The sequence below is a fragment of the Andreprevotia lacus DSM 23236 genome, assembly GCF_900176275.1.
Lineage (GTDB): Bacteria > Pseudomonadota > Gammaproteobacteria > Burkholderiales > Chitinibacteraceae > Andreprevotia > Andreprevotia lacus.
The window spans coordinates 44,299-67,115 of sequence record NZ_FWXD01000016.1 but is presented as its reverse complement, the minus strand read 5'-3'; the positions used below and the strand labels follow the sequence as shown (position 1 = coordinate 67,115).

21 protein-coding genes are annotated in these 22,817 nt (G+C 61.2%); 14 read left to right on the top strand and 7 right to left on the bottom strand.

Annotated features, from left to right (window positions below):
* Positions 1-322: 322 nt before the first annotated feature.
* Positions 323-2,491 (bottom strand): phage infection protein, encoded by a 2,169-nt coding sequence (locus B9A19_RS14045; protein ID WP_176216944.1) that lies wholly within the window; start codon positions 2,489-2,491, stop codon positions 323-325.
* A gap of 446 nt (positions 2,492-2,937) precedes the next feature.
* Positions 2,938-3,171, bottom strand: a complete 234-nt coding sequence (locus tag B9A19_RS14040; RefSeq protein ID WP_084091436.1) for a hypothetical protein — start codon at positions 3,169-3,171, stop codon at positions 2,938-2,940.
* A gap of 473 nt (positions 3,172-3,644) precedes the next feature.
* Here B9A19_RS14040 and B9A19_RS14035 point away from each other — a divergent pair, with 473 nt between their 5' ends.
* The 4 genes from B9A19_RS14035 to B9A19_RS14020 all read left to right on the top strand — a co-directional run bounded on the left by B9A19_RS14035 (position 3,645) and on the right by B9A19_RS14020 (position 5,704).
* Positions 3,645-4,376 (top strand): helix-turn-helix domain-containing protein, encoded by a 732-nt coding sequence (locus tag B9A19_RS14035; protein ID WP_084091435.1) that lies wholly within the window; start codon positions 3,645-3,647, stop codon positions 4,374-4,376.
* 5 nt (positions 4,377-4,381) lie between these two features.
* Positions 4,382-5,161 carry an ATP-binding protein gene (locus tag B9A19_RS14030; RefSeq protein WP_176216943.1) on the top strand — a complete coding sequence of 260 codons (780 nt, stop codon included), beginning with the start codon at positions 4,382-4,384 and terminating at the stop codon, positions 5,159-5,161.
* A 127-nt stretch (positions 5,162-5,288) separates the two neighbouring features.
* Positions 5,289-5,519: a DUF3310 domain-containing protein gene (locus tag B9A19_RS14025; RefSeq protein ID WP_084091433.1), complete on the top strand. Its 231-nt coding sequence runs from the start codon at positions 5,289-5,291 to the stop codon at positions 5,517-5,519.
* Positions 5,516-5,704: a hypothetical protein gene (locus B9A19_RS14020; RefSeq protein WP_084091432.1), complete on the top strand. Its 189-nt coding sequence runs from the start codon at positions 5,516-5,518 to the stop codon at positions 5,702-5,704. The genes B9A19_RS14025 and B9A19_RS14020 overlap by 4 nt, the downstream gene beginning before the upstream one ends.
* Positions 5,705-5,812: 108 nt before the next feature.
* Here the strand turns inward: B9A19_RS14020 and B9A19_RS14015 are convergent, their stop codons facing one another.
* Positions 5,813-6,685 (bottom strand): helix-turn-helix transcriptional regulator, encoded by an 873-nt coding sequence (locus B9A19_RS14015; protein WP_084091431.1) that lies wholly within the window; start codon positions 6,683-6,685, stop codon positions 5,813-5,815.
* Positions 6,686-6,926: 241 nt separating this feature from the next.
* Here B9A19_RS14015 and B9A19_RS14010 point away from each other — a divergent pair, with 241 nt between their 5' ends.
* The 3 genes from B9A19_RS14010 (at position 6,927) to B9A19_RS14000 (ending at position 10,190) form a co-directional block, all read left to right on the top strand.
* The gene (locus B9A19_RS14010; protein ID WP_139798851.1) at positions 6,927-7,907 is read left to right on the top strand and encodes a LamG domain-containing protein; all 981 of its coding nucleotides are present in this window, start codon (positions 6,927-6,929) and stop codon (positions 7,905-7,907) included.
* 462 nt (positions 7,908-8,369) lie between these two features.
* Positions 8,370-8,681, top strand: a complete 312-nt coding sequence (locus tag B9A19_RS14005; protein ID WP_084091429.1) for a hypothetical protein — start codon at positions 8,370-8,372, stop codon at positions 8,679-8,681.
* A 189-nt stretch (positions 8,682-8,870) separates the two neighbouring features.
* Positions 8,871-10,190 carry a Fic family protein gene (locus B9A19_RS14000; protein WP_245804347.1) on the top strand — a complete coding sequence of 440 codons (1,320 nt, stop codon included), beginning with the start codon at positions 8,871-8,873 and terminating at the stop codon, positions 10,188-10,190.
* A 44-nt stretch (positions 10,191-10,234) separates the two neighbouring features.
* On the opposite strand, the gene B9A19_RS13995 is transcribed toward B9A19_RS14000, so the two are convergent.
* Positions 10,235-11,017: an HNH endonuclease gene (locus B9A19_RS13995; protein ID WP_139798850.1), complete on the bottom strand. Its 783-nt coding sequence runs from the start codon at positions 11,015-11,017 to the stop codon at positions 10,235-10,237.
* Between the two features lie 198 nt (positions 11,018-11,215).
* On the opposite strand from B9A19_RS13995, the gene B9A19_RS23320 reads away from it, so the two are divergent.
* Together B9A19_RS23320 and B9A19_RS13985 are read left to right on the top strand one after the other, a co-directional pair.
* The gene (locus tag B9A19_RS23320; RefSeq protein ID WP_084091427.1) at positions 11,216-13,087 is read left to right on the top strand and encodes a DUF8426 domain-containing protein; all 1,872 of its coding nucleotides are present in this window, start codon (positions 11,216-11,218) and stop codon (positions 13,085-13,087) included.
* On the top strand, positions 13,087-14,406 hold the full coding sequence (locus B9A19_RS13985) for an McrC family protein (protein ID WP_084091426.1): 1,320 nt from the start codon (positions 13,087-13,089) through the stop codon (positions 14,404-14,406). Before B9A19_RS23320 ends, B9A19_RS13985 begins: the two co-directional genes overlap by 1 nt.
* Positions 14,407-14,519: 113 nt before the next feature.
* Here B9A19_RS13985 and B9A19_RS13980 read toward each other — a convergent pair whose 3' ends face one another.
* Both B9A19_RS13980 and B9A19_RS13975 read right to left on the bottom strand, forming a co-directional pair.
* A complete protein-coding gene (locus B9A19_RS13980; protein ID WP_084091425.1) occupies positions 14,520-15,794 on the bottom strand; it encodes a hypothetical protein in 1,275 nt (424 codons plus the stop codon).
* Positions 15,795-15,981: 187 nt separating this feature from the next.
* Positions 15,982-16,818 (bottom strand): hypothetical protein, encoded by an 837-nt coding sequence (locus B9A19_RS13975; RefSeq protein WP_084091424.1) that lies wholly within the window; start codon positions 16,816-16,818, stop codon positions 15,982-15,984.
* A 586-nt stretch (positions 16,819-17,404) separates the two neighbouring features.
* On the opposite strand from B9A19_RS13975, the gene B9A19_RS13970 reads away from it, so the two are divergent.
* The 4 genes from B9A19_RS13970 (at position 17,405) to B9A19_RS13960 (ending at position 19,401) form a co-directional block, all read left to right on the top strand.
* Complete coding sequence (locus B9A19_RS13970) at positions 17,405-17,605, top strand: hypothetical protein (RefSeq protein ID WP_084091423.1); 201 nt, start codon at positions 17,405-17,407, stop codon at positions 17,603-17,605.
* Entirely contained in the window at positions 17,599-18,162 is a 564-nt protein-coding gene (locus tag B9A19_RS13965; RefSeq protein ID WP_139798849.1) for a hypothetical protein, read from the top strand. The genes B9A19_RS13970 and B9A19_RS13965 overlap by 7 nt, the downstream gene beginning before the upstream one ends.
* Positions 18,162-18,311, top strand: a complete 150-nt coding sequence (locus tag B9A19_RS22620) for a hypothetical protein (protein WP_176216942.1) — start codon at positions 18,162-18,164, stop codon at positions 18,309-18,311. The genes B9A19_RS13965 and B9A19_RS22620 overlap by 1 nt, the downstream gene beginning before the upstream one ends.
* Before the next feature lie 547 nt (positions 18,312-18,858).
* Positions 18,859-19,401 (top strand): hypothetical protein, encoded by a 543-nt coding sequence (locus tag B9A19_RS13960; RefSeq protein WP_084091421.1) that lies wholly within the window; start codon positions 18,859-18,861, stop codon positions 19,399-19,401.
* A gap of 617 nt (positions 19,402-20,018) precedes the next feature.
* Here B9A19_RS13960 and B9A19_RS13955 read toward each other — a convergent pair.
* Complete coding sequence (locus B9A19_RS13955) at positions 20,019-20,282, bottom strand: hypothetical protein (RefSeq protein WP_139798848.1); 264 nt, start codon at positions 20,280-20,282, stop codon at positions 20,019-20,021.
* A gap of 478 nt (positions 20,283-20,760) precedes the next feature.
* On the opposite strand from B9A19_RS13955, the gene B9A19_RS13945 reads away from it, so the two are divergent.
* The gene (locus B9A19_RS13945) at positions 20,761-22,722 is read left to right on the top strand and encodes a fibronectin type III domain-containing protein (protein ID WP_139798847.1); all 1,962 of its coding nucleotides are present in this window, start codon (positions 20,761-20,763) and stop codon (positions 22,720-22,722) included.
* The last annotated feature ends 95 nt before the right edge of the window (positions 22,723-22,817 follow it).

Below are 22,817 nucleotides of genomic sequence, written 5' to 3'. Positions count from 1 at the left end.
TCATCAGCATCGCAATAAATGCTGTAAAAAGCAAAACAATCAAATGGTTACGGTCTTGTTGCACCTGCCCGTCCCCCGCGCCGTGGTGCCCGCACCGCGCAGGGTGCAATGAGCAACGCTAATTGCGGCCGTATGGCACGCGTTCATCCCGTCACCGTTCTGGCAGCGTTGCGCCACATTGCATTCACTTCATCCCATCAACGTGTTGACAGCCTTGTGCCTGAGGTGCGGGGCAATTCGCTTTGACGGGCTACGCGCAGAGGCACCCTTGTCCCGGCCTACTGGCTCTCCGCGTGGTGAGCTCCAATCAAAGTGCAGCTTTTTAGGCTAAGGCGACTACATCTTGGTACAACCGGCGAAGATGCTGATCTGACATGTCCAATATGGGTTCATACATAAATGAATTTAGGTGGATGTTTTCTGGGGTCATAAGCGTTACACGTTGTAAAACTCGGATGGTTGCTGCTTCATTAGGGAAAAGCGCTTTGTATTTCTTTAATAGGACTGGTGTCTGATTTGATGTGATTTCAGCTAGCCATGCATCGTCATTGATTTTGGAGGCCATGAATTTTTCTGCTCGAAGTCTCGTTGCAATGGCCAATACAACCTTGTTTTCAAAATTTATGCCGTCTGCTGCCGTTAAGCAAGAATTTGCTTCGGAGTAAATAATGTCCAGTAGCTTATCGTCTTTGTTTGCCGATTGGTTTTTAATTCCAAAAAGTCGACAATAAACCCCATCTAAATCATTCACTGAAATTTCATTTGATCCAATTTTCCAGTGAAGAAGGGAAGTTAATAGTGAATAATCCGGGTCGTGGTCACCTTTTGTATATTCAATTAGGTTTCGCATAAATGGAATGCATCCGATTTTCATTCGAGGATTTTTGAAAAATCCGGGTTTCCATACATTCACAAAAACGTTTTTGACGCCAACAGCAGATTCTAGAGAAATGCCATCTTGAGTTTTTGATGCCATGAAGCAACCCGGGCGCTTAACCAGACCACGGCTCTCAATCGTGCGATAAAAATCAAAATTGTGAGTCAATATGAGAAGCTTAAAAAGAGAGTCTTCTGCCAAATCTGCCAAGTATTGGATTATTGCGTATTTATTTTTGTAGTCGAAGGAATCGGCTATATCGTCGACTACGACTAGTGTGTGGGTCTGGTTTTGGCGGCGAACTTCAAGATCAAAAAGCATATTTAGCACATAAAATGCTTTCCTTTCCCCTGTGCTCAAAGTTTGCAGCAAGGCGTCACGGCCTACTTGAATTTCCTCATTGCCATCCAGGAAAACAAATCCTAAGCGCAATGCTTTTTCTTGACCTAGCGTCACTTCAATTTTATTGCTGGCTACTAATCGAAAAGGCACAGAGAAACGATCGTTGAACATATCAATGACGAGTTGCCACTGCGTTCTCTCCTGCGCTGCTTGCTCTTGTATTTCTTTGCTTCGTGATGCTGCTGCTAGCGCTTTTTCAACTAATTTCTCATATAATTCATAATGTGACTTGATATAGGACTTCCAAAGCTTTTCTTTAAAAGAGGCTAGGTTGGCCAATTCGGGAAGGAGCTCTTCATGATCTTGTAAATAGGCTTCAAAATCACGCAAAGTTGTGTTTTTCTGAATTTGTTTTTCTAGTGTTTCAAATTTTTTCTTTAGTACCGCATCATTTGTTATTTTCTCTTTTTCTTGGTTTATTAGTTCTTCAAGTTGGCCCTCGGATGTGATTTCGACACGGTTGTCTCCGTTTAAGTTTACGGTGTGGCGAGCTTGGAAAAATCCATTTTCTTTTAATTGACGAGCTACTGCGGCGGCATTGTAATAATTGAACATTCCTTTTTTGAAATATTTAGACCCCGCCAAAAGCTCGTTATATTTTTTTACGTATTCATCAATTGCCGTCTTGAAGTCGCTGGTTGCTAAAAAATCCTGAACCTTTTCATCCATAAATATTTCATATGGAACGTTGGATAGTGGAGCGTCTTTTTGTTCCGACAATTCGTATTTTATTCGATTAAGTGCAATAAAGAACTGATCCTCGCTCGCAGTGAATGTTTTTGATATTTCTTTTTCTATGTCTCGTTTTGTTTTGGATTGCGATTTAAGAGCTTTGATGAACTCAGCTTTTATTTTGTTTGTTTCTGCGTGCAATTCTTCATATTCTTGGCGCAATGCCTGATTCACGAGAAGTGTTGCGGTTTCTTCACTCTGGCCGAAGGTTTCTTCATAAGGGCGAAGAACTAGGATGCTGCCGGAGGCTATTTCGGAATCGTTTTCATCTAAAATTAGCCTGGTTGTGCTTCGATCCTGAAATATCCGGTCTTGAGTTTTTCTTCCATCTATCACATCCTGAAATGTATTTGCTAAAGAGCTTTTCATTGCTCCATTCGGAGCATAAATTGCGACTGTGGAATCAGATGAATAATCTAAGCTTGTTTCTAGCTTTCGAATCCCATAGCAATGCTCTAGATTTATCTTCAGCTTTTCCATGGTCATTTCCTAAATTGGTTGATTTCCGGATTTTTCAAATCAAATTTAAGCGCGGTGCCGTCTACATTAAAGTAGAAATGCTAGGTCAGAGCATGCAATCATAAATTTGCATCGAAATGTAAGACCAAGCAATTTAAAGACAGAATTGTTGCTGAATTGCAAAATTGCCCCTGCCGCTTCTAGCAGCACCCTTCATCAAAAAACTTGCTATTGGCCAAGGCGCTTGCAACGCGCCACACCCCGTCTTCAGCTTTGATCAGTACATCCAGTCTGATCACTCGTCCCGCGTCCTTTAGATGGGAAGCGATCCCCCAAGCCGTGGCTTGGTTACAATCGTGCATCTTCCCAAATCTGCACAGCCTTGGCCAATTCACCTTTGTGAACGCGTTACTGCGGGGCTTGGTCTTCTCGCTGTTGCCCCTTGGGCTGATGTCCGCATTGCTTAGTCAGCCCGAGTTAGCAGGGTCATGCAATTCATGTGCCCCGGCTTCCTCCCCCAACATCCCCGCAAACACCGCATGCGCGCGGGCGAGTTTGGTGGGGTCGTGCGCGATGCCGAGCACGTTGCGTTTGAGCCGAGCCATGTATTGCCCGCGTTCGGCCCGGCTGCTGGTGGCGTAGCGGCGGGCCACCAGCGCCTTGATCTGGGCGAAGACGGCTTCTTTGTGAATGGTGTTCAACGGCTGGGGTCCTTGTGGCCTGTGGGTTGCTTATACCCATGATTACACTGTTTTGTGTGTAATTAAAGGGCGGGCGTAACGCGCAGCACGGCGGGTGGGCAGGTCAGCGGGCGGCGGGGTGTGCTGCAACGCGGTTTGCCGGCCAGCGGGGCGTTGGGTGGCGTGTCGGGCTGGCATATATGCTGTTCTGCCGCGTTACAGGCTGTTTGCCGCCAAGCCGCGCCCTTGCTGGCTGCGGGCTGCATGGCCCGGCGCGGGCCGGGTGTTGCGGGTGGGCAGGGGCTTGCCGGCGGCGGGAATCGCCTCGATCATATTACACACTTGATTGTGTGATTTGCCGTGCGTGCCGCGCTGCTGCGGCCACGGCGTGTTGATGGAGTGACCCCCATGTTGTCGATTGCCGGCCCGCTGTGGCCGCCCTCCCTGGCATTTGCCCTCTTTGCACTCATCGCCCGCGCGGCAGGCGGTGGCGCATGAGCGTGGATGTGCACGATTTGTTCGTTTACCTGCCGGCGGCGATGGCGCTGGATGAGCGGCTGAGCAAAACGCATTTGCGCGTGCTGATTGCGCTGTATTCCTTCCGCCGCAAAAACACCGATACCGCCTGGCCCAGCCGTGACAAGCTGGCGCAGCGCTGCGGGCTGGCGCCAGGCAAGATTTCCACCGCCACCACCGAGCTGGCGCGGCTGGGCTGGCTGCACAAAAGCGGCGACGGCGGCCGTGGCCGCAGTTGCGAATACCGGCTGCTGGTGCCCGATCTGGCCGCCAGCGGCGGGGCCGATGCAGTAACGGTTGCTGCGCCGGCAACGGTTGCGCCCGCAGTCACCACAACGGTGCCGACAGTTGCAACGCCAACGGTGCCCGCTGTGGCAAGGGGCAAGGAACACGCTAGCGAACACGCAGTGGAACAAGACAGCGTGGTGCGCTGTGCTGCGGCCACCGTAGCGCTGCCGGCCAATGTCACGCCGGCAGTCTGGCAGGGCTGGGTGCAGCACCGCAGCCAGCTGGGCAAACGGCTGACGCCGGCCACGGTGCAGGCGCAGCTGACCATGCTGGCAGCGCAGGGCGCGCAGGCCGATGCAGTGCTGCAGCAGAGCATACGCAATGGCTGGCAGGGCCTGTTTGCGCTGAAGACCGCGCCAGCCGGCAAGCCCAGCTATGACGACGGCCAGCGGCGCGACTATGGCGCGGGGGGCCGGCTATGACGGCAATGACTACCCTTGCCGCCCTGGGCGCGCCGGCCACGCGCAGCGCCACCTGCCCGCAGCATGGCGATTACACCAGCCGCAAATGGCTGGGCAGCATCTGGAGCAAATGCCCGCAGTGCAGCGCCGCACAGGCCGAGGCCAGCCGGCACGATGCCGAGCGCCGTGCCGCACAGGCCAGCAGCGCCCACTGGCAGCAGCAATTGCAGCAGGCTGCCATCCCGCCGCGTTTTCTTGATCGCACCCTGCACAACTATCAGGCCACGCAGGCTGGCCAGCAGCGCGCACTGGCGTTTGCCCACGCTTACGCCGCCGCACTGGCCGGCCCCGCCAGCGGGCGCAGCGCCATTTTCAGCGGCGAGCGCGGCACCGGCAAAACGCATCTGGCTATCGGCATCGCCCAGCAGGCCATGGGCCGGCACGGCAAGACCGCGCTGTTCACCACCGTGCAGCGCTATATCCGCGCGGTGCGCGACAGCTGGAGCCGCAACAGCCCGCTGACCGAAAGCGCCGTGGTGGCGCTGTATGCGCGGCCCGATTTGCTGATCCTGGACGAAATCGGTGTGCAGGCCGGCAGCGACAACGAAAAGCAGCTGCTGTTCGACCTCTTGAACGAGCGCTACGAACACCGCCGCAGCACCTTGCTGCTGACCAACCTGACCGTGGGCGAATGCCGCAGCTATCTGGGCGAGCGCGTGTTCGACCGGCTGCGTGAAGACGGCGGCGAATTCGTCGCCTTCGACTGGGACAGCTGGCGCGGCCGGAGCCCCCATGCCGCGCCATGACCGCCGCCCCTGCCGCTGATCTGCGGCAGCAAGACACCCGGCCGAGGGGCCGATCCAGCCCGAACAACCAGCCCGGCTGGCGCCACAAGCACCCGGCCGGGCATCCACCCACCCAAAGCAGAGACACATGACCGCAACAGCAAACCAGCATCAGGTCGGCGGCGAGCACTATCGCCACCAGGCCGTGCAACCGTGGGATTACATCCACGCCAACGGCATCGGCTATCTGGCCGGCAACGTCATCAAATACATCAGCCGCTATCAACAGAAAAACGGCCTGCAAGACCTGGAAAAAGCCGCGCACTACCTGCAAAAGCTGATCGAGGAAGAACGCGCCGCCGCAGGGGGCCAGCCATGAGCATCGACGACCGCGCCAGCGAGCAGGAAACCCTGTGGCGCGCCATTGCGCTGGCCCACCGCAAACCCGAAGCACCGGCCACCGGCGAGTGCCTGTGCTGCGGTGAAACCATGAGCGCCGGCCGCCGCTGGTGCGACGCCGTGTGCCGCGATGACTGGGAGCGGCTGCAGCGCGCGCGGCGTTGATGGCCACGCCGCTGCTGCGTGGGCGGGTTGGCCCGCCGCTGCGCGCTTGTGTCGCCGCTGGTCAGTGCCTGGCAGCACCGCCGCGAAATGGCGCCCGGGCAGGCCGCATCAACCCGCACCCGGCGCGTATCTGGGTTCGATTTGCCCGGGCGGCAGGCCAAAGTGTTGGGCAAAACGGCGGCTGAAGCTGGCCACTTCTTCATAGCCGCAGGCGGTGGCCACCTCGGTGACGTTGCCGTAGCCGGTTTGCAGCCAGGCGTATGCGCGCTTCATGCGTTCGGCAATGATCAGCTGCTGCGGCGTGGCGCGGTGCTGCTGCTGGCAGAGCCGGGTGAGGGTGGTCTGGCTCATGCCCAGTTGCCCGGCCAGCATCGGCACCGTCCAGCACGTGGCCGGGTTCAGGTAGATTTTTTCCAGCAGCGCGCCCAGTTGCTGCGCGCGCGTGGGGCGGCGGGCGGCTTGCAGCGCGGTCATTTCGCGCTGCAGCGTATCGAGCATCAGTTGCAGCGCGCCCTGCGTATGCCCGCGCTGGCCCAGCTGCACCTCCTGGTGCAGGCAGGCAATGCTCAGGTAGAGGCTTTCTGCCGCCTGTGCCTGCGCCCACAGCGCTTGGGGTTGCTTGAGGAAATCCCACGCGGCGACGTCATCGAGCACCAGCCAGGCCAGCCGCCAATAGGGGCTGCCCAGCACAAAGCCGCCATGCCGGTGCGCCGGCAGCACCACCAGCTGGCCCGGCCCCAGCGGGCGGCGCGTATCGCCCTCCAGCACGTGGCCGTGGCCCTCCTGGCAGCACAGCAGCACATGAAACGGCGCATCCAGCCGCTCTACATAGTGGTGCTCGCGCAGCTGCGATACGCCGGCCAGCAAGATGCCGCGATCCAGCAGACCGTGCAGATAGTCATTGCAATAGCTGCGCCCGCCCACCGAATGCTGGGTGGATTGCGCGGACACCTCGAACTTCTCGTGGTAGATGGTTGCCATCGGGCAGCGCTGCCGAATCGGGACAAGCAAAGTTGCAGAATCTCGACATTTACCCTGCAGTGTCAATGACTTAAGGTGTGCCCGCCGGTGAGGGAGATCACAGCCGGCACCGCAAGACCGCATCCGGCCGGTACGCTGGGGCGTGCAGCGCGGGCCATGCGGCAACGCACCTGCCGCTACACCACGCGCCTGCCGCGCCGGATGCGCAGTTTTCCAAGCATTCCAACCATGGAGAATCACAGTGAATCTTGCTGCAAAGATGAGCGCCTGCATCACCGTGTCGCTGGCCCTGCTGGGCAGCGCGCAAGCGCTGGCCACCACGCTGAACTGGTCCGGCTATCAGTGGACGGTGAGCAACCGCACCGGCGGCCCGGGGCCCAACAACTTTGACGACCGCAATGCCTGGGTAGACAGCAACGGCTATCTGCACCTGAAAGTGGCCAACCGCAACGGCGTATGGTCGTCGGCCGAAATCCGCCTGGCCAATCCGGCGCTGTCCCACTTCGGCCTGTACCAGTTTCACTACCTGGGCAACCCCGCCCAGCTGGACAAGAACCTGGTGCTGGGTTTCTTCCATTACCCCACTGCCGATGTCGGCCCCGATGGCACCAACGAGATCGATATCGAATTCTCGCGCTGGGGCCAGGACAGCAACCCGCTGGGCAACTGGACGGTGTGGCACATGGTGCCCAACCAGTACACCAGCCACCGCTTCGAGCTGGCCGACCCGGCCGGCAAAAGCACGCACCGCTACAGTTGGCAGCCCGATAGCGTTGATTACCAGGCCATTGCCGGCCATGTTGACGCCTATAGCAGCGGCCCGCTGATCGCCAAGTGGAGCATGCTGCCCAGCGACCCGGCCGCCACCAAGGCCGGCCCCGGCAGCACCGAATACGGCTGCCGCAGCCTGATCCCCGCCCAGTGCATTGCGCAGAAACCGCAGCAGTTCATGATCAACTTCTGGCAATTCCAGGGCCGCGTGCCCAGCAACGGGCAAGAGGCCGAGGTGGTGCTGACCGACTTTACCTACATCCCCAACGGCCAGCTGCCCGCAGCCAGCTGCCAGGTGAATGCGTGGGACGTGCGCACGTCTTACCCGATCGGCGCCTATGTGCGCTACGGCAACACCATCTACAAGGCCATCTACCCCTCGATTGCCACGCCGCCGATCAGCAAGGCCGCCGTCAACCCGTGGCAGGCTGCAGCGGCGCCTGCCTGTTGAGCGCCTGGTTTCTTTGCGGGTTGTATTTGCAAGCGAGGTGGCATCAAGCACCCGGCCAAGCCGGGTGCCAAGCGGTGGTTGCGGGCGAAACAGCGGCGCTCCCCTGTTAGACCCGACACCCCCCGCCCTCGCCACCGCGAGGGAGCCTCGCTGACGCTCGTCAGCGGTACGAACGGGGTCGTCGTAAACCAATCGTTCCGGCGCTTAACCCTGCCGGGTGCCTGTTTTTTTGCGGGTTGCATGTGTGGGTGAAGCGGCATCAAGCACCCGGCCAGGCCGGGTGCCAAGCGGTGGTTGCGGGCGAAACAGCGGCGCTCCCGGATTGATGTTTCCGCGCGCCATTGCCAGCCAGCACGCAGCGGGTGCGTGTGCGGCATATATGCGCCAGCGGTTACGGCGTAGCAAGGTATTGAACGATCGTTCTATTATGTCCTTCGGCCGCAACGACCATTGAAGGCAAGCATGAACGACAGTACCACCAGCACTGCACACCCCGCAGCACCGCTCGATTTGCAACTGCTGCACCTGCACAGCACCCTGCTGCAGCGCGCAGTGGCCAACGGCGCTGGCGCCTACGCGCTGATCGCCATCACCGACCTGCCGACGGATGACCAAACCGGCGCCGACCCGGCACAACACGCCGAAGCACTGATCTGCAACGACATGCAAACCCCCACCCACCGCCGCGCGCTGGGCCTGGCGCTGCTGCGCAGCGGGCTGGCCTGCCTGGAGCAGGATGTGGAGCAGGGGTTGAAGCGCTTGGGGGTGGGGTGAGGGGGGTTGATGCTCATAAAAAACCCGTCGTTGGCCGGGTTTTTTGGTGGTGCTACTACTAATAACTACTAATTTTATGTGTTTTTAGTAGGTTTTTTTATACTGGTAGCGCTATAGTAAAAACCTGCTAATTTTTCTTAAATTTAGTACATCATGCGTCTACCACAAAGGCCTCCATCCTTGTCCGAGATGATGGGCAAACTCGACCAGGGTGATTTTGCGCGCGTGTTGGCAAAGATGGGTTCGCTGGATCAAGAACGCTATCTGCACTGGGATGAGCTGCGCCGACGCAGACCGCCAGATGGATTGAGCGAGGAAGAATGGTGGCTAGGCACCCATATGCTACGTACAGCCATTTCAAGGTTGCTGCCTTTGTACGATAAGGGCGGCCACCCATTCCGCTTCAACGTCCCTAACGAAGCCCAGATACACCTGCATCATATCGATCGGGATGCGGCTGGCAGTATCGAAGCCGTATCAGGTGCGCCGACGGTGCAAAGTCAGCAGCAATACCTGCGCAGCTCGCTGATTGAGGAGGCGATCACCTCTAGCCAGCTGGAGGGCGCATCGACCACACGCCGTGTTGCACAGGCCATGCTGCGGGAAGAGCGCAAGCCGCGTGATCATAGCGAGCAGATGATTTTTAACAATCATCTGGCCATGAGCTATATCCGCGAAAAGCGCCCAGATAAGCTCACCCCCGAATTCGTGCTGGAGTTGCATCGCATGCTCACTGTCGGCACGTTGGCTGACCCACAGGACGAGGGTCGTCTGCGGCGTGCTGATGACGTGCAAGTGGTGGACAATCGTGACGGTACCATCTTGCACCAACCATCAGGCTGGGTCAGCTTGCCCGAGCGTTTGCAAATACTGTGCGATTTTGCCAACCAGACTGAGCTAACTGGCGCTTTTTTGCACCCGGTGCTGCGTGCCATCTTGCTGCATTTCATGATCGGCTACGATCATCCCTTTGTTGACGGGAACGGCCGCGTGGCGCGGGCGCTGTTTTACTGGGCGATGGCGCGCGATGGCTACTGGTTGATGGAGTACGTGTCGATTTCGCATATTTTGCGCAAGGCTCCAAGCCAGTATGTACGCGCCTATTTGTATACCGAGACAGACAACAACGATACCACCTACTTCTTGCTGCATCAGCTTGCCACCATCAGAAGAGCCATTGAGGCGTTACACGACTATCTGTCTAGAAAAGGCCAGGAGCAAAAAGAAACCGAGCGCATGCTCGCTAGCCATGCCTTGCGCGGCCGCTTCAACCACCGCCAGATTGCGCTGCTTGGCCACGCGCTGCGCAACCCTGAAGAACCGTTCCGCGTCGATGTGCACCAGCAGAGCCATAGCGTGGTCTATCAGACGGCCAGAAGCGACTTGATTGGGCTTGTAGATATCGGCCTGCTAGAGCGCGTGGTGCAAGGCAAGGTTCATCTATTTTATCCAGTGTCGGATCTGCAGATGAGATTGAAGGGATTAGGTTTACTGGCGGCTGCCGGATAAACGCAGTGTGAAAACAGCCTCGGAATACGCATTGGCCCACCCCCTCACCCCAAAAAAACCGCCTTGCTATGAAACTCCAAAAACGCCTGCAGTGGGGCGAATTTGTGGGGTAGGGTGATGTTACGGCCATCCAGCGCCAGCAAATAGTCGTGCGCCAGCGGGCTGGCGGGGGTGGCTTTGAGTTGGGGTGAAACTTTGATCTGGTAATCGGGCGTTACGGTGAGCAAGCCACGGTCGAAGGCTTTGTCGTGCAGTGCAGATAGGCATAGGCCGTTGGCGGGGTTCAGGCGCTGTTGTTCGTCTTTGCTCCACGGCACGATATGGCTGGCCACCAGCAGGCGCGCGTCGGCCAGGCCGGTCATGCAGCAGCGGTGCTCGTAGCTGCTGAGCACCGCTTTGCGAAAGAACGCTTGCTTCACGCGCACCTGCACCGTGGCGCTGGTGTTGGCGGCGTAATAGCTGGGCAAGACGGCGTCGGCCTCACTCTGGCTTGATAGCGGTGCCAGCGCGGCGTGGTCTTGCGCCAGCGCATCGACTAGGGTTTGGCTCTCGTAGGCGATGGCTTCTGGCTGGGCCTGGAATTGCCCCCACACTTGCCGATCTAGTGCCGAGGCGCCGGGCAAGCCCACCCGGCCCGAGCTGGTGATGTGTGGGTCCAGGCTAGCCAAATTGGTCAGCTTCATCGCCAGCGCGCTGGGCGTGCGGCCCAGCAGGGCGGCCGTGGCGATGATGAGTGGGTTGTGCTGGTGCAATTTGCCGAATGGCAGCTGGCAATACAGATTGAGTGCCACCAGCACTTGTTCACGCGTCCAATGCTTGCTTGTCACGTCCCGCCTCAATCTGCAGCCAAGAAAAGCCGCCACATTACCACTCGACGAGCGTGATCGGCACATCGTTTGCCGGCGCAGGCTGGGCGGGAGAAGGCTACCGACACCGCGTGCACATTCACCATATTGGTGCATTTCGCTTGCTTGGCCATTGCGGCATAATTGCATACCTTACAAGCCTGTCTGCCCGCTCCCCACATGACCGCCCCCGATCTGCCCCTGGATGCTGAAGCCAGCATCAGCCACTACCGGCAGCGTTTTGAGGATTATTTGCTGGCCGATGGCAAGACTGCCAACACGGTGAGCGTGTATGTGTCCGGCCTGAATGCCATCAGCAAGCATTGCGGGCAATCGGTGTTTGCCATACACGATCTGGCGCGGCTGCAGGGCATGACGCAGCAATACCGCAGCGGCGGCATTCATGCCGACGTGGGCGGCGCCAACAGCAACAATGTGCAAGCCGGCCTGCGCGCCTGGCTGGCTTTTCAGCAACGCTTGCAAAGCGCAGGCAACACGACCGCAGCGATGACTACCCTCGATACCATGCAAGCCCAGCCGCTCAACCAGATCCTGTTCGGCCCGCCGGGCACGGGCAAGACGTTTCATACCATCAACCAGGCGCTGGCCATTTTGGCCCCGGCCTATCTGCGGCAGCATGCCAATGACCGCAAGGCGCTCAAGGCCGAGTTTGACCGGCTGGCGGGCGAGCAGCGCATCCGCTTTGTCACCTTCCACCAAAGCTTTAGCTACGAGGACTTTGTGGAGGGCCTGCGCGCCGAGAGCAATGACGACAAGCAGGTGGAGTACCGCATCGAGCCGGGCGTGTTCAAGCGCATTTGCGACGATGCGCGCTTTGGCAAGCCCGAGGCAGACGTCGGCATCCGGCCCAATCCAACCATCTGGAAAATGTCGATCAACAGCGCGGGCAACTCGCCCACCAAAACCTGGTGCCTGAATCACGGCGAGGCGCGCATCGGTTGGGGCGAGACCGGCGATTTGCGGCAGTCTGGCGAAGAGAATGCCTACCATGAGGAGCTGGGTTCGGGCGACAAGGGCACCTTGCGCTATTTCGCCGAGGAAATGGCGGTGGGCGACATTGTGCTGTGCATTCGCTCGGCCGATCTGATCGAGGCCATCGGCGTGGTCAGCGGCGATTACCGCTTTGATACCCAGCCGCACGAGGGCGTGCGCAGCGACTATAACCATGTGCGCCCGGTGCGCTGGCTGTACCGCGATTTGCAGCTGCCGATTGCCCCGCTCAATGCAGGCAAGCGCTTTACCATGAAAACGGTTTACCAGCTGGATCGCTTCAGCTGGGGCGAGCTGCAGGAACACCTGCAGGCGCATGGCGCTCAGCCGGTTGTGCAGGGCGTGGCTGCGCCGCGTCACGAGCCGCATGTGCTCATCATCGACGAAATCAACCGTGGCAATATCTCGCGCATTTTTGGCGAGCTGATCACCTTGATCGAGCCGTCCAAGCGCGCCGGGGCGGATGAGGCTTTGTCGGTGACCCTGCCGTATTCCAAAAAGCCGTTCAGCGTGCCGGCCAATGTTTATCTGATCGGCACCATGAATACCGCCGATCGCTCGCTGGCCGGGCTGGATGTGGCCTTGCGCCGCCGCTTTACCTTTGTCGACATGCCGCCGCAGCCCGAATTGCTGAACGATGTGCTGGTCGAGGGCATCAACATCGGCGCGCTGCTGCAGCTGATGAACCAGCGCATTGCCGCGCTGCTTGACCGCGATCATTGCCTGGGCCATGCCTGGTTCATGCCCTTGCAAAGTGATCCCACGCTGGCGCGGCTGACGGCCATCTTCCGCCAGAACATCCTGCCGCTGCTGCAGGAATACTTCTTTGAAGACTGGGAGCGCATCGCCTGGGTGCTCAATGACCAGAGCAAGGATGGGCAGGGCTTTATCGTGGAAGATGACGCGCTGGATGCCGCCGTGCTGTTCCCGGGCGTGGGGCAGCTCAACCTGGGCAAGCGCTGGCGGTTGAACGAGGCCGCCTTTACCAACGCCGATGCCTACCGGCAAATCCTCGCCCAGCCTGGCGGGGCGGCGGCCTGATGCCAGCCCCCATCGTGGTGCGCGAATACGCGCGCCTTACCACCGCGCCGCTGGCGCGCAACACGCTGGACGAAGCGCACATCAGCGCCAGCGCGTTTGACTGGCTGTGCGAGCTGGCCGGCCGCTTTCGCAGCAACGGCGCCAGCTTGTTGCAGGTGGATGGCCGGCGCTGGCTCAAACTCGATCACTACGTAGGCGTGCTGGAAACCCCGTGCGGCCAGGTGATCGAAATCCTGCCCAAGCACTGCGAGGAACAAGATTGCGTGCCCGCCGCGCGCGCCCTGCTGCAGCGCATGATTGCCGCCGCGCTGGAATTGCCCACGCGCAATGCCGAGCAAGCCAGCCTGGCGTTGTACGATGCGCCGCTGGCCGAATGGGTGATGCAGCAATTCTTGCTGGCGCTGGATCATCTGCTCAAGCGCGGGCTGCGTTTTGATTATCAGCGGGTGGAAGAAGAACAGCGCTTTCTGCGCGGCCAGCTGGATGTGGTGCGGCAAATGCGCCAGCCGCCCGGCCGTGCGCATCTGCTTCACCTGCGCCACGATATCTACACGCCGGATCGCGCCGAGAATCGCTTGCTCAAGGCCGCGCTGGATGTGGTGTGCAAGCACACGCAAGACAGCGGCAACTGGCGACTGGCGCACGAGCTGGCCGGCCTGCTGCACAGCCTGCCCGCCAGCCGCGATATCGCGCAGGATTTCCGCGCCTGGCAAAACAACCGTCTGCTGGCGCACTACCAGCCGCTGCGGCCGTGGTGCGAGCTGATCCTGTACCGCCACATGCCGCTGGCGGTGGCCGGCGGCTATCGCGGCATCAGTCTGCTGTTCCCGATGAGCACGCTGTTCGAGCGCTATGCAGAGCAACGCCTGCGCGCCGCGCTGCCGGCCGGCGCCAGGCTGGATCGCCAGGTGACCAGCCAGTACCTGTGCACGCACGCGGGCAGCAATTTCTTCCAGCTGCGCCCCGACTTGCTGCTGCAACAGGGCTCGCAGCGCTGGGTGCTCGACGCCAAATGGAAGCTGCTGGATGCCAGCCGGCGCAGCAGCAACTACGAGCTGAGCCAGAGCGACTTTTACCAGCTCTACGCCTACGGCCAGAAATACCTGCAAGGCAGCGGCCACATGGCGCTGCTCTACCCGGCCTGGGGGCGCTTCAACGCCGCCAAGCCCATCGCCCCGTTCCAGTTCGACGCGCGGCTGACCCTGCACGTGCTGCCGCTGGCGCTGGACGACCCGCAAGCGGGATTGGCGGTGCTGGCGCAGCTGATGCAGGCGGGGGCAGGCCAGACAGCCGCTGCGCCGGCAGCTGCCATGTGCTGAGCGGCGGTTTGCGCACAGGCGTGCACACCACGCAGACGCTAGTGCAGGAACCGATCGCGCCTGAATTGCGCAAGCTGCTTCAGCAGGGCTTGGGATCTGGGCCGGGTTTGGGGCTACTGTTTTACCGGTGCCGAGGCCCGTTCAGCGGGTTTGCTGCCGGGTTTGGCGTAGATGAGCGCGACGCCATTGCCAGCCAGGTTTTTCAGCACCAACTTGAGTGACGGTTTGTAGCCTGCCGCAGCCGGAGGGCTGCTGGCGTTGGTGCCGCTGGCTGTCTTCGTACCGGTGTCCGGTATCAGGTGCTCTGCTTGCTGCAGACCGATACTGACCCCGCTAAAGCCCACCACCACCGGGTGGACGAAGGTCTTGGACATGCTGATGCTGCCGGTGCTACCCACACTGATGCCTACTTTGGCGTTGGGCAGACTGGTGTCCTCTGATTGGGCGTTGCCCAGCGTGGTGAGCTTTTGGGTAATTTCGTCGGCCACGGTCTGCGGATCAAACTGGCCCGGGGGGACGGTGGCCGGGGCGCTGGCGGTGGGCTTGCCAGTGGGCGCGGCGGCAGATGCGGTCTGTGCCTGGTGCGCGGCCAGCACGCTCTTGATGGTGTTGGCGATAGTGCTGCCGGCGGCGGGAATAAAGCTGGTCTGTAGTTTGGCCGCCGTTTCGTTGTCGGTCTCCAGCTGCAGCTTGATGGTGTTGGCCAGATAGACTTCCTGCACCAGCATCAGCTGCAAGGTGCCATTGGTGCCGCAGGGCGAGGTTTGGCCGTAGGCGTCCAGTACGGCCAGCAGCGGGCTGTTGTCGGCTTCCAGCTCGGTCATCAGCGGTGGCAGCAGTACGGTAGTGGGCAGGCCATAAGACGAGGCCGACGGAATGCTGAGCGCGCCGCTGCGAAACTGCGATGCACCGATGGTGGCGTTGTTGAGCGTGACACCGGCCGGAATCACGGCGGCGATGTCTTCCTTGGCCAGCCGGGCGGCAAAGGTATCGGGGAAGGCGACATTGCGCAGCCGGTTGGCCTGCACGGGCGTGGCGTTGAAAATGTCGTTGCGCTCGGCCATGGCCCCGCTGGCAAGGTTCTGGTTGGGCGGCAGGTCGATGCTGTCGTCGGCGTAATAGTGGCCCAGCAGCGCCTTGATGCCGGGCAGCCGGTACAGGTGGGCCGAGATCGGCATGGTCTTGCTGCTGGCGCGGTTGTTGCACACCGCCAGAATGTCGCCGGGCTGCACGTCTTCACGCGGCGGGAACACCGGGTACATTTGCAGCGCGCGAAACTGCGTGCCCCATTGCTCGGCCACGCTGGGGGTGCTGCAGCCGGCCAGCAGCGCGGTGGCGGCGAGCACGGCGCAGGTGCTGGCCAGCAGGGTAGGGCGGAATGGGGGCATGGCAGATCCTGGGCGGTGTCATCAAACGGGATGACACAGCTTATGACGGGGTAATTTACCCGCCAACACTTGCTGACCGGGTGATGTGTGAATCAGACAGCTTGGGGCGTGGTCTATTGCTGCAAGACCAGCCCGGTGCCTGGTAGCGGCAGCGTGCCGGCATCTGGCAACGGGTGGGGCTGGCAGATCATGACTGTTTGCCTTCGGCCGCAGCCGCCTGGCTGGGCTGGGCATTGCCCGGGCACAGATAGCTGCTCATCACTGCGCCGGCAGTGCCGGGGTCGACCGGGGTGTAGGGGGTATCGAGCGGGTGGTTGGCGGCGCCAAAGCGCGGCGACTGGTTGTCTTTGCCGGTGAACAGCCGCGTGGCGGTGAAGCGGGCCAGCTGATCGGCGCAGCGCGCCTCGACGCGGTAGACGATGGTTTGCGGGCGGCGGCCCAGCGGATCGCCATCGGCCAGTGGCTGGGCCAGCGCCAGCTTGAACCAGCCGCTGGCAATGCCATCGCGCCCTTGCCGCAGCGATGGCGCATCGACGGCAATCTGGTCGCCCTGGCTGCCGGGCAGGATGGGCTGCCAGCGGTGCGCGGCCTCGACGTTGTCGGGCACGGTGCACAGCCAGGCGGCCATGGTGGCGGCCTGTGTGCCCGGCTGCGGCGGGGTGAACGGGCCGGCCAGCGGCCGGTTGTCGCCCGGCAGCAGCTGGCTGCGCCCGCCAGCGCTGACAATGGCATTGAGGGTGCGCTGGCGCGAAGTGCCCTCGCTGCAGCGCGCCTCGAACTGGATGGTCTCCAGCCAGCCCGCCGGCATGGCGCGCCGATCGCCCAGGGTGCCGGCCTGCGCGTGGGTGAGCCGGAAACGGGCCGACGAAATACCCGCCGGGTTGAGCACCTGGCTGTCTTCATCCACCGCCAATTCATCACCCTTGCCGCTGGCGCCCAGCGCCTGCCAGTTTTGCGCGGCGGCGGGGCCGGCCAGCAGGGCGAGGGCGATGAGGGCAGCAAGGCGGCGGTGCGGGGCGTTCATGCGGGCTTAAATCCGGAGCGATGGGGGCGGCGGGGCGTGCAGGCCCGCCAGCTTGAACCGGGCGCGCGGTAGCGTCAATCTGTCTGTGTTTGCAAATATTGGGGGTGGGTGGGTAGGTGCACTGCGGGGCTTCGATGATAATGGGTCATCGCCCCTCTCAGGGAAAACAACCCCATGATCTGGCATCACATCAAGGTATCGAACGGCAAGATTGCGGGATCAGGTCTTGCACATACATTTCTCGCCGCCATGAGAATCCGTCTTGCCGTGGCATCGTGCGCACCAAAGTGATTTCAATTTGAATTGTTGGGTTGCAAGACCTGCCCCCAAAATCCATGCAACCCCGCCCCGGCGGGGTTTTTTGTGGCTGGCGGTCTGGCAGGCGCTGCGTACGGCCCGTCCCCAACCCCGTAACACCACAAATTGCACATTTTTGTGTGTAATAAGATATGCTGGTACCGCTGATGTAATGCTACTGCGCAGTCCGGCGCAGTCAGGCGCAGCGCGGCAGGCAGGCGGGTTTTTGCCCGAGAATGCTTGCCGGTAACGCCTGGCCGCAGTGGCTTTCTATGTGAATGGAGGTGGAATGAAGCTGGTATTCAATTTCACGCCCTGCCGTGGTCGTGTGCAATATGGTGCGGCGGTGGGGGTGGCCGAGCGGGGGGCGTTGAACCGGGGCGGGGTGGTGTTGTTGCCGCGCCTGGCGGCGGGCAAGCGCTTGCGGCCGGCGGTAGCGGCGATCTGGCCGGGCATTGCGCAGCTGCGCCGCGAGGTGGCGTCGTGTTAAGCGTGCTGCTGGCCGGCTGGCAGGCGGTGTGGCCTGCCGGGGCGTTGACGCGGGCGTTGCTGGCGGGCGGGGCGGTGTTGCTGCTGGTGCTCGCCTTGTTTGCGGCCGGGTATCGCAGCGGGTTTGCGCAGCGCGATCAGGCGGCGCGGGCCGAGGCGCTGGCGGCGCGTGAAGTGCGGCTGGCGCAGGAAAACCGTTATCAATCATTGCTGGCTGCGCATGCGCAAACGCTGGCGGGGCAGGATGTGGCGCGCGCCCGCCTGCAGGCGCAGCTGGCCGAGGAGGTAAAAACCTATGCGCAAAATCATGTTGCCGTGCAGCTGCCTGCTGCTGCTCGCCGCTTGCACGACCGTGCCGCCGCAGCCGTCGCCACTGCTGCCCCGGCCACCGGCACGCCTGTTGCAACCGTTGCCGATGCTCAAGCCCCTGCCGCTGCCGGCGTCAGCGATGGCGAGCTGATGGCAACGGTGGCCGACAACTACGCCCGCTGCGCCGAGCTGTATCAGGTGGCCGCAGGCTGGCAGGCGTGGTGGCGCGATGTGGCGGCCACGCCGTGATGTTTACGGTGCTGTTGTGGTGGGGTTTGCTGATCTTGCTGGTGATCAAGGCGGGCTTGTTGCTGGCCGGTGCGTGGTGCTGGTGGGCCGATTGGCGGCGCAAGGGGCGTACGCCGGGTGATGTTGCGAGTGTGGGGCAGGTTGATTGATTTAATTACACGCTTTTGTGTGTTTCTCTGGGCAGGTGTGCGGCGCAATTCGCCGGGCTCATTGCGCCCTACGCGCTGCAGGCGTAGAGCAGGCCGATTGAGCTAATTACACGCTTGCGTGTGCTTTTGTGTGTCTTGGTGTGAGTTTGAGTGTGGGTGTGGGTGTGGGTGTGGGTGTGGGTGTGGGTGTGTGCGGCGCAATTCGCCGGGCTCATTGCGCCCTACGCGCTGCGGGCGTAGAGCAGGCCGGTTGAGTTAATTACACGCTTGCGTGTGCTCTTGTGTGGCTTGGTGTGAGTTTGGGTGTGGGTGTGGGTGTGAGTGTGTACGGCGCAATTCGCTTTGCTCATTGCGCCCTACGTGTGGTGGTTTGATGGTGCTGCGCCGTAGGGTGCAATAAGCGCAGCGCATTGCACCGGTTGTGTGCGGGAGCCGTACCGGGCGTGGTTTCTACGCGTCGTGGTCAAGCGGCGTGCGGCACAGAGGGTGCCGGGCGCTGGTGTCGTGGTGGGTAAATCGGGCGATAGGCAGAAAGGGGAAGGGACAGATGCAGTTCAGTGGTGTGATCAGGGCGGTGGCGTGGGCGCTGGAGTGTGTGAGCCGCTCGGGCTATGGCGATTCGGTGCTGGCGCTGCTGCGGGCGCGCACGGGCGGCAAGCCGGTGCCGGGCGAGCTGGATGGGCACGAGCTGCACGGCCAGGCGGCGCAGTTGCTGGCGCAGCTGGAGCGCGACGATTTTCCGCAGCTGGGCGCGGGCTTGCTGTTGGCGCGGGCAGGGTTTTTCGAGCGGGCTGCTGCGGCGCAGTGGCTGGCTGGCCTGCTGGAAATACCGCACGGCGAGGCGGCTGCCGCGCAGGCGGTGCTGATGTGGCTGGGCGGCGATGGCACTCGCCGCAGCGCGCATGGCGGGGTGGAGCGGCTGCGCAGCATCATGGCGCGCGGCAAGCAGACGGCGCAGCGCTACCGCGACGAGGTGTACGCCACGCTGGATGGCCAGCTGCACCAGGCCGAGCGTGAGCTGGTGCTGCGCAAGCCGGGCATGTTCACGGCGGGCACGGTGGCGCATTTCCGTGCGGCCGGTCCGTATTAAATTACACGCGGTGGTGTGTGCTTTATGGGTCGGGCAAGTGTGATGTGGCGCAATGCGCATTGCGCGCTGCGCAGCATCTCAACCACCACCTTGTCGGTAAACAGCGGCGGCAGGATGCAATAAGCGCCGCTGACAAAACCCTGCTGGCTGCGTTGCACTCACTTGCCGTACGTCTTGTACTGGCTGCGTTCCGCACGCCTTGCCAGCACCGTTCCACGGGGTTTTGTCAGCCGCTCCAGGCGCAGCGCATTGCATCGTGTGTTTGCGGTGGGTGCTGCTGTATATACGAACGTTGTCCCTGCGGCGCCATTCGCTTTGCGCATTGCACCCGGCGCGGCTACGCCACGCAGCGCGCTAGGGCCTGTTAACACTTATTTCACGCTTGCGTTCGGGGTAGTTCGGGATGGAGCGCAAGGCGCAGAACGCGCCGCGGTACGGGTACCGCAAGCGGTTTGCAACGCAGCGAACCGCCCGAAATACCCCGAACCCGCAGGGCTGGGCTGCCGTCATCTACGGCGTTACGTGCCTTGGCAATAACCGGTTATTGCCTGCGTTGCGTGCCTTGTAGCTGACCTCTTTGCGGCCCAGCGCAAGCGCGAAATAAGTGTTAACAGGCCCTAATGGATCAGGAATGGCAGCACTGCGCTGGCCGTGCCGATGGCAATCAGCCAGGCGCGTTCCGGCCGCAGGCAGAGGGTGGCCAGCAACAAGGGCAACAGCCCTGCACAGATCATCAGTTCCACCAGTCCCAAGCCCATGGTGATGCCGTCGTTCAGGCGCTGCAGCTGGCCCATGCGGTACAGATAGATATTTGCCGCAGCGACCAGCGTGAACACCAACGCAAAAAATGCGTGTCTTGCTACAAGCAGATGTCGTGGCATGGCTGCATCCCGTCTGATGCCGGGTGGCGCTGTATGGGGCGTGTTGTGGCGCGATTGGCCTGCGATTGGCCAGCCCCGCAGGCTGGCGCGTTGACGATGCGTTTCATCCCGGCGGCAGGCGGTTGTGCACCCGGCACACAGGCCGTCGTGCTTGCGGGCAGGCGCAGTCTGCGCCAAGCCTGCCACGTGCCCGGTATCCCGCTGGCTGGTGGCCGCAAATTGTCTCAGAAAGCTGACAAGCCCGCATTTGTCTTGCATAATCCTGCAAACTTCACCAAGTTTGCTTACAAAATATTGAGCCGCGGTTAAATCATGCCGCGCCGGCACCAGGCCGGGCCTCATGGTCTGCCCGGGGCAGGTGGGGCAAGCGGGTGATTTCTGCTGCGGCGGGCCGGTCTCGGTTGCACGCGGACGATCGCAGCCACCTTTTCGATCACCATGCCGTACAGGCCGACCACAACGAGTAAAGCGCATGACCATGCAACGACTTCGCGGACTGTTGTTTACCCTGATGCTGCTGTGCACGGGCTGGACGGCCGCTGCCAGTACTTATTCGGTCACCGCCACGCGGATTGCCGCGAACTTCTATCAGCTGGCCAACAGCAATATCATGCTGAAGACCAAGTTCTGTTTCGAGTTTGCCAGATCGTCGGCGGCGGTGTTGTCGATGAATTCGGGGCTGGGTTTCAGCGATGGGCAGATTCTGTTCCAGTCCGGCACCACCTGCGAGGTGGCTGGCGCGTACACGGCATCGTCATCGGTCACGGCGGGCAGCTATTCGGCCCTGCTGAGCTACGAAACCCAGTCGTTTTTCAGCGATTCGCTCCAGCGTGCGATTTTCCAGACCGACCCGCTGTGCCTGGCGCTGTACACCGGGCGAACGTCATTCACCCTCGATGCAACCGGCGCCACATACCAATACGGTTCGAAAATCGGCACCTTGTTGTTCCCCTCATACAGCTATCCGCCATCATGCACCCTGGTCGGCGTGTACTTCCTGACTGATCTGTCGTATTCCGCTACTGCACCGGCGCCTGTGCTGTCCAAGCTCGACACCAGCCTGCTCGGGGCCTATGGCATCTTCGTGACTGCGGTCTCCGATACCGCAGCCACCGGCTATTGGGTGGTCGTGCCAGGCGGCAGCGCCCAGCCGAGCAAAACCCAGGTGGTCAGCGGCATCGATGCCAGCGGCAAGGCCTTTGCCGTGCGCGGCAGCGCCAAAATGACCGCAGGCGCAACGACCCAGTTCGTGGTGACAGACCTGACCCCCAATACGCCGTACAGCTTCTATCTGGTAGCCCAGAATGCGGCTGGCCAGACCTCCAACGGCGTCGGCCTCGATTTCAAAACCTCGGCGCCGTTGACCCCCACCATCAAGCTGCAGAAAATCAAAGTGGATGCGGTGCGCAGCAGCAATGCCGTGCTGACGATCTCGGCCGACAAGGACAGCGAGGCCCACTGGCTGGTATTGCCTGCCAGCGCCGCCATCCCGAGCGTGATGCAGGTATTGCAGGGTGCCGATGCCGCATGGACGCCCAGCCCCTTGCGCGGCTACGGGCCGCTGAAGGCCAACACGCCGACCAACTATGTGCTGTCCGGCCTGCAACCGGGTACAACCTACAATGTGTTTGCCGCCACCAGCACGGCCAACGAATTCTCGGATGGCCTCTATGCCGTCCTGACCACCCCGGGCAGCGATACCGCCGCCCCGACGCGGATCAAGCCGGAAACGGGCTGGTGGTGGAGCCCGAGCGAAGGCGGCCGGGGCTATTCGCTGGAAAGCAATGCCGACGGCAAGCTCTACTTTGCCGGTTTCATGTATGACAGCGCCGGCAGCCCGGTATGGTATGTGTCCTGGCTGCTGCCCGACCCCGCCACCGGTTTTTACACCGGCGATCTGCAGTACTACCAGGGTGGGCAAACGCTGCAAGGCAGCTGGAGGGCGCCAATCGGCCCCAGCAACGCCGGCAAGGTCACGCTGATGCCCCTGTCTGATCGCAAGGCCACGCTCAAGTTCGAAAGCAGCAATTTCGTCACGCAGACGACCAATATCGAACGCTTCCCCATCGTCAGCGATGGTCTGGCGCAGCCGCCGGTGGCAGGCAATCCGCAAACCGGCTGGTGGTGGAACCCGAACGAAGGGGGCCGCGGCTATTTCATCGAAGTGCAGGGCGGCACCGCCTTCATTGCCGCCTATCTGTATGACGAGGGCGGCAAGCCCAACTGGTATATCACGCAGAATGCACTGGTGGCCGCCAATGCGTATCAGGGCGCGCTCAGCCTGTATGGCAAGGGCCAGACGCTGGGCGGCCTGTATGCCTCGCCGGTGGTGACCAATGCGAACGCTGGCGCGGTGATCGTGCAGTTCTCCAGCGCGACCAGCGGGCAATTGATTCTGCCGGGCGGCATTACCGTGCCGATCCAGCGTTACGCTTTCTGATCGTCACCAAGCCCGCGCGGGCGTGGCGCGCCAGCATGCCTGACTGCCACGCCACAGGAGATGCGCCGCATGCATCTGGCACCCCGCTGGCGCAG

Bases quoted from the DNA above. Each gene is read 5' to 3' on its own strand.
- B9A19_RS14020 (WP_084091432.1), top strand. From the start codon at position 5,516: ATGAGCATCGACGACCGCGCCAGCGAGCAGGAAACCCTGTGGCGCGCC.
- B9A19_RS13970 (WP_084091423.1), top strand. From the start codon at position 17,405: ATGAAGCTGGTATTCAATTTCACGCCCTGCCGTGGTCGTGTGCAATAT.
- B9A19_RS14005 (WP_084091429.1), top strand. From the start codon at position 8,370: ATGAACGACAGTACCACCAGCACTGCACACCCCGCAGCACCGCTCGAT.
- B9A19_RS13955 (WP_139798848.1), bottom strand. From the start codon at position 20,282: ATGCCACGACATCTGCTTGTAGCAAGACACGCATTTTTTGCGTTGGTG.
- B9A19_RS14015 (WP_084091431.1), bottom strand. From the start codon at position 6,685: ATGGCAACCATCTACCACGAGAAGTTCGAGGTGTCCGCGCAATCCACC.
- B9A19_RS13985 (WP_084091426.1), top strand. From the start codon at position 13,087: ATGCCAGCCCCCATCGTGGTGCGCGAATACGCGCGCCTTACCACCGCG.
- B9A19_RS14030 (WP_176216943.1), top strand. From the start codon at position 4,382: ATGACTACCCTTGCCGCCCTGGGCGCGCCGGCCACGCGCAGCGCCACC.
- B9A19_RS23320 (WP_084091427.1), top strand. From the start codon at position 11,216: ATGACCGCCCCCGATCTGCCCCTGGATGCTGAAGCCAGCATCAGCCAC.
- B9A19_RS14035 (WP_084091435.1), top strand. From the start codon at position 3,645: ATGAGCGTGGATGTGCACGATTTGTTCGTTTACCTGCCGGCGGCGATG.
- B9A19_RS13945 (WP_139798847.1), top strand. From the start codon at position 20,761: ATGCAACGACTTCGCGGACTGTTGTTTACCCTGATGCTGCTGTGCACG.
- B9A19_RS13975 (WP_084091424.1), bottom strand. From the start codon at position 16,818: ATGAACGCCCCGCACCGCCGCCTTGCTGCCCTCATCGCCCTCGCCCTG.
- B9A19_RS22620 (WP_176216942.1), top strand. From the start codon at position 18,162: ATGTTTACGGTGCTGTTGTGGTGGGGTTTGCTGATCTTGCTGGTGATC.
- B9A19_RS13960 (WP_084091421.1), top strand. From the start codon at position 18,859: ATGCAGTTCAGTGGTGTGATCAGGGCGGTGGCGTGGGCGCTGGAGTGT.
- B9A19_RS14045 (WP_176216944.1), bottom strand. From the start codon at position 2,491: ATGGAAAAGCTGAAGATAAATCTAGAGCATTGCTATGGGATTCGAAAG.
- B9A19_RS13980 (WP_084091425.1), bottom strand. From the start codon at position 15,794: ATGCCCCCATTCCGCCCTACCCTGCTGGCCAGCACCTGCGCCGTGCTC.
- B9A19_RS14000 (WP_245804347.1), top strand. From the start codon at position 8,871: ATGATGGGCAAACTCGACCAGGGTGATTTTGCGCGCGTGTTGGCAAAG.
- B9A19_RS14025 (WP_084091433.1), top strand. From the start codon at position 5,289: ATGACCGCAACAGCAAACCAGCATCAGGTCGGCGGCGAGCACTATCGC.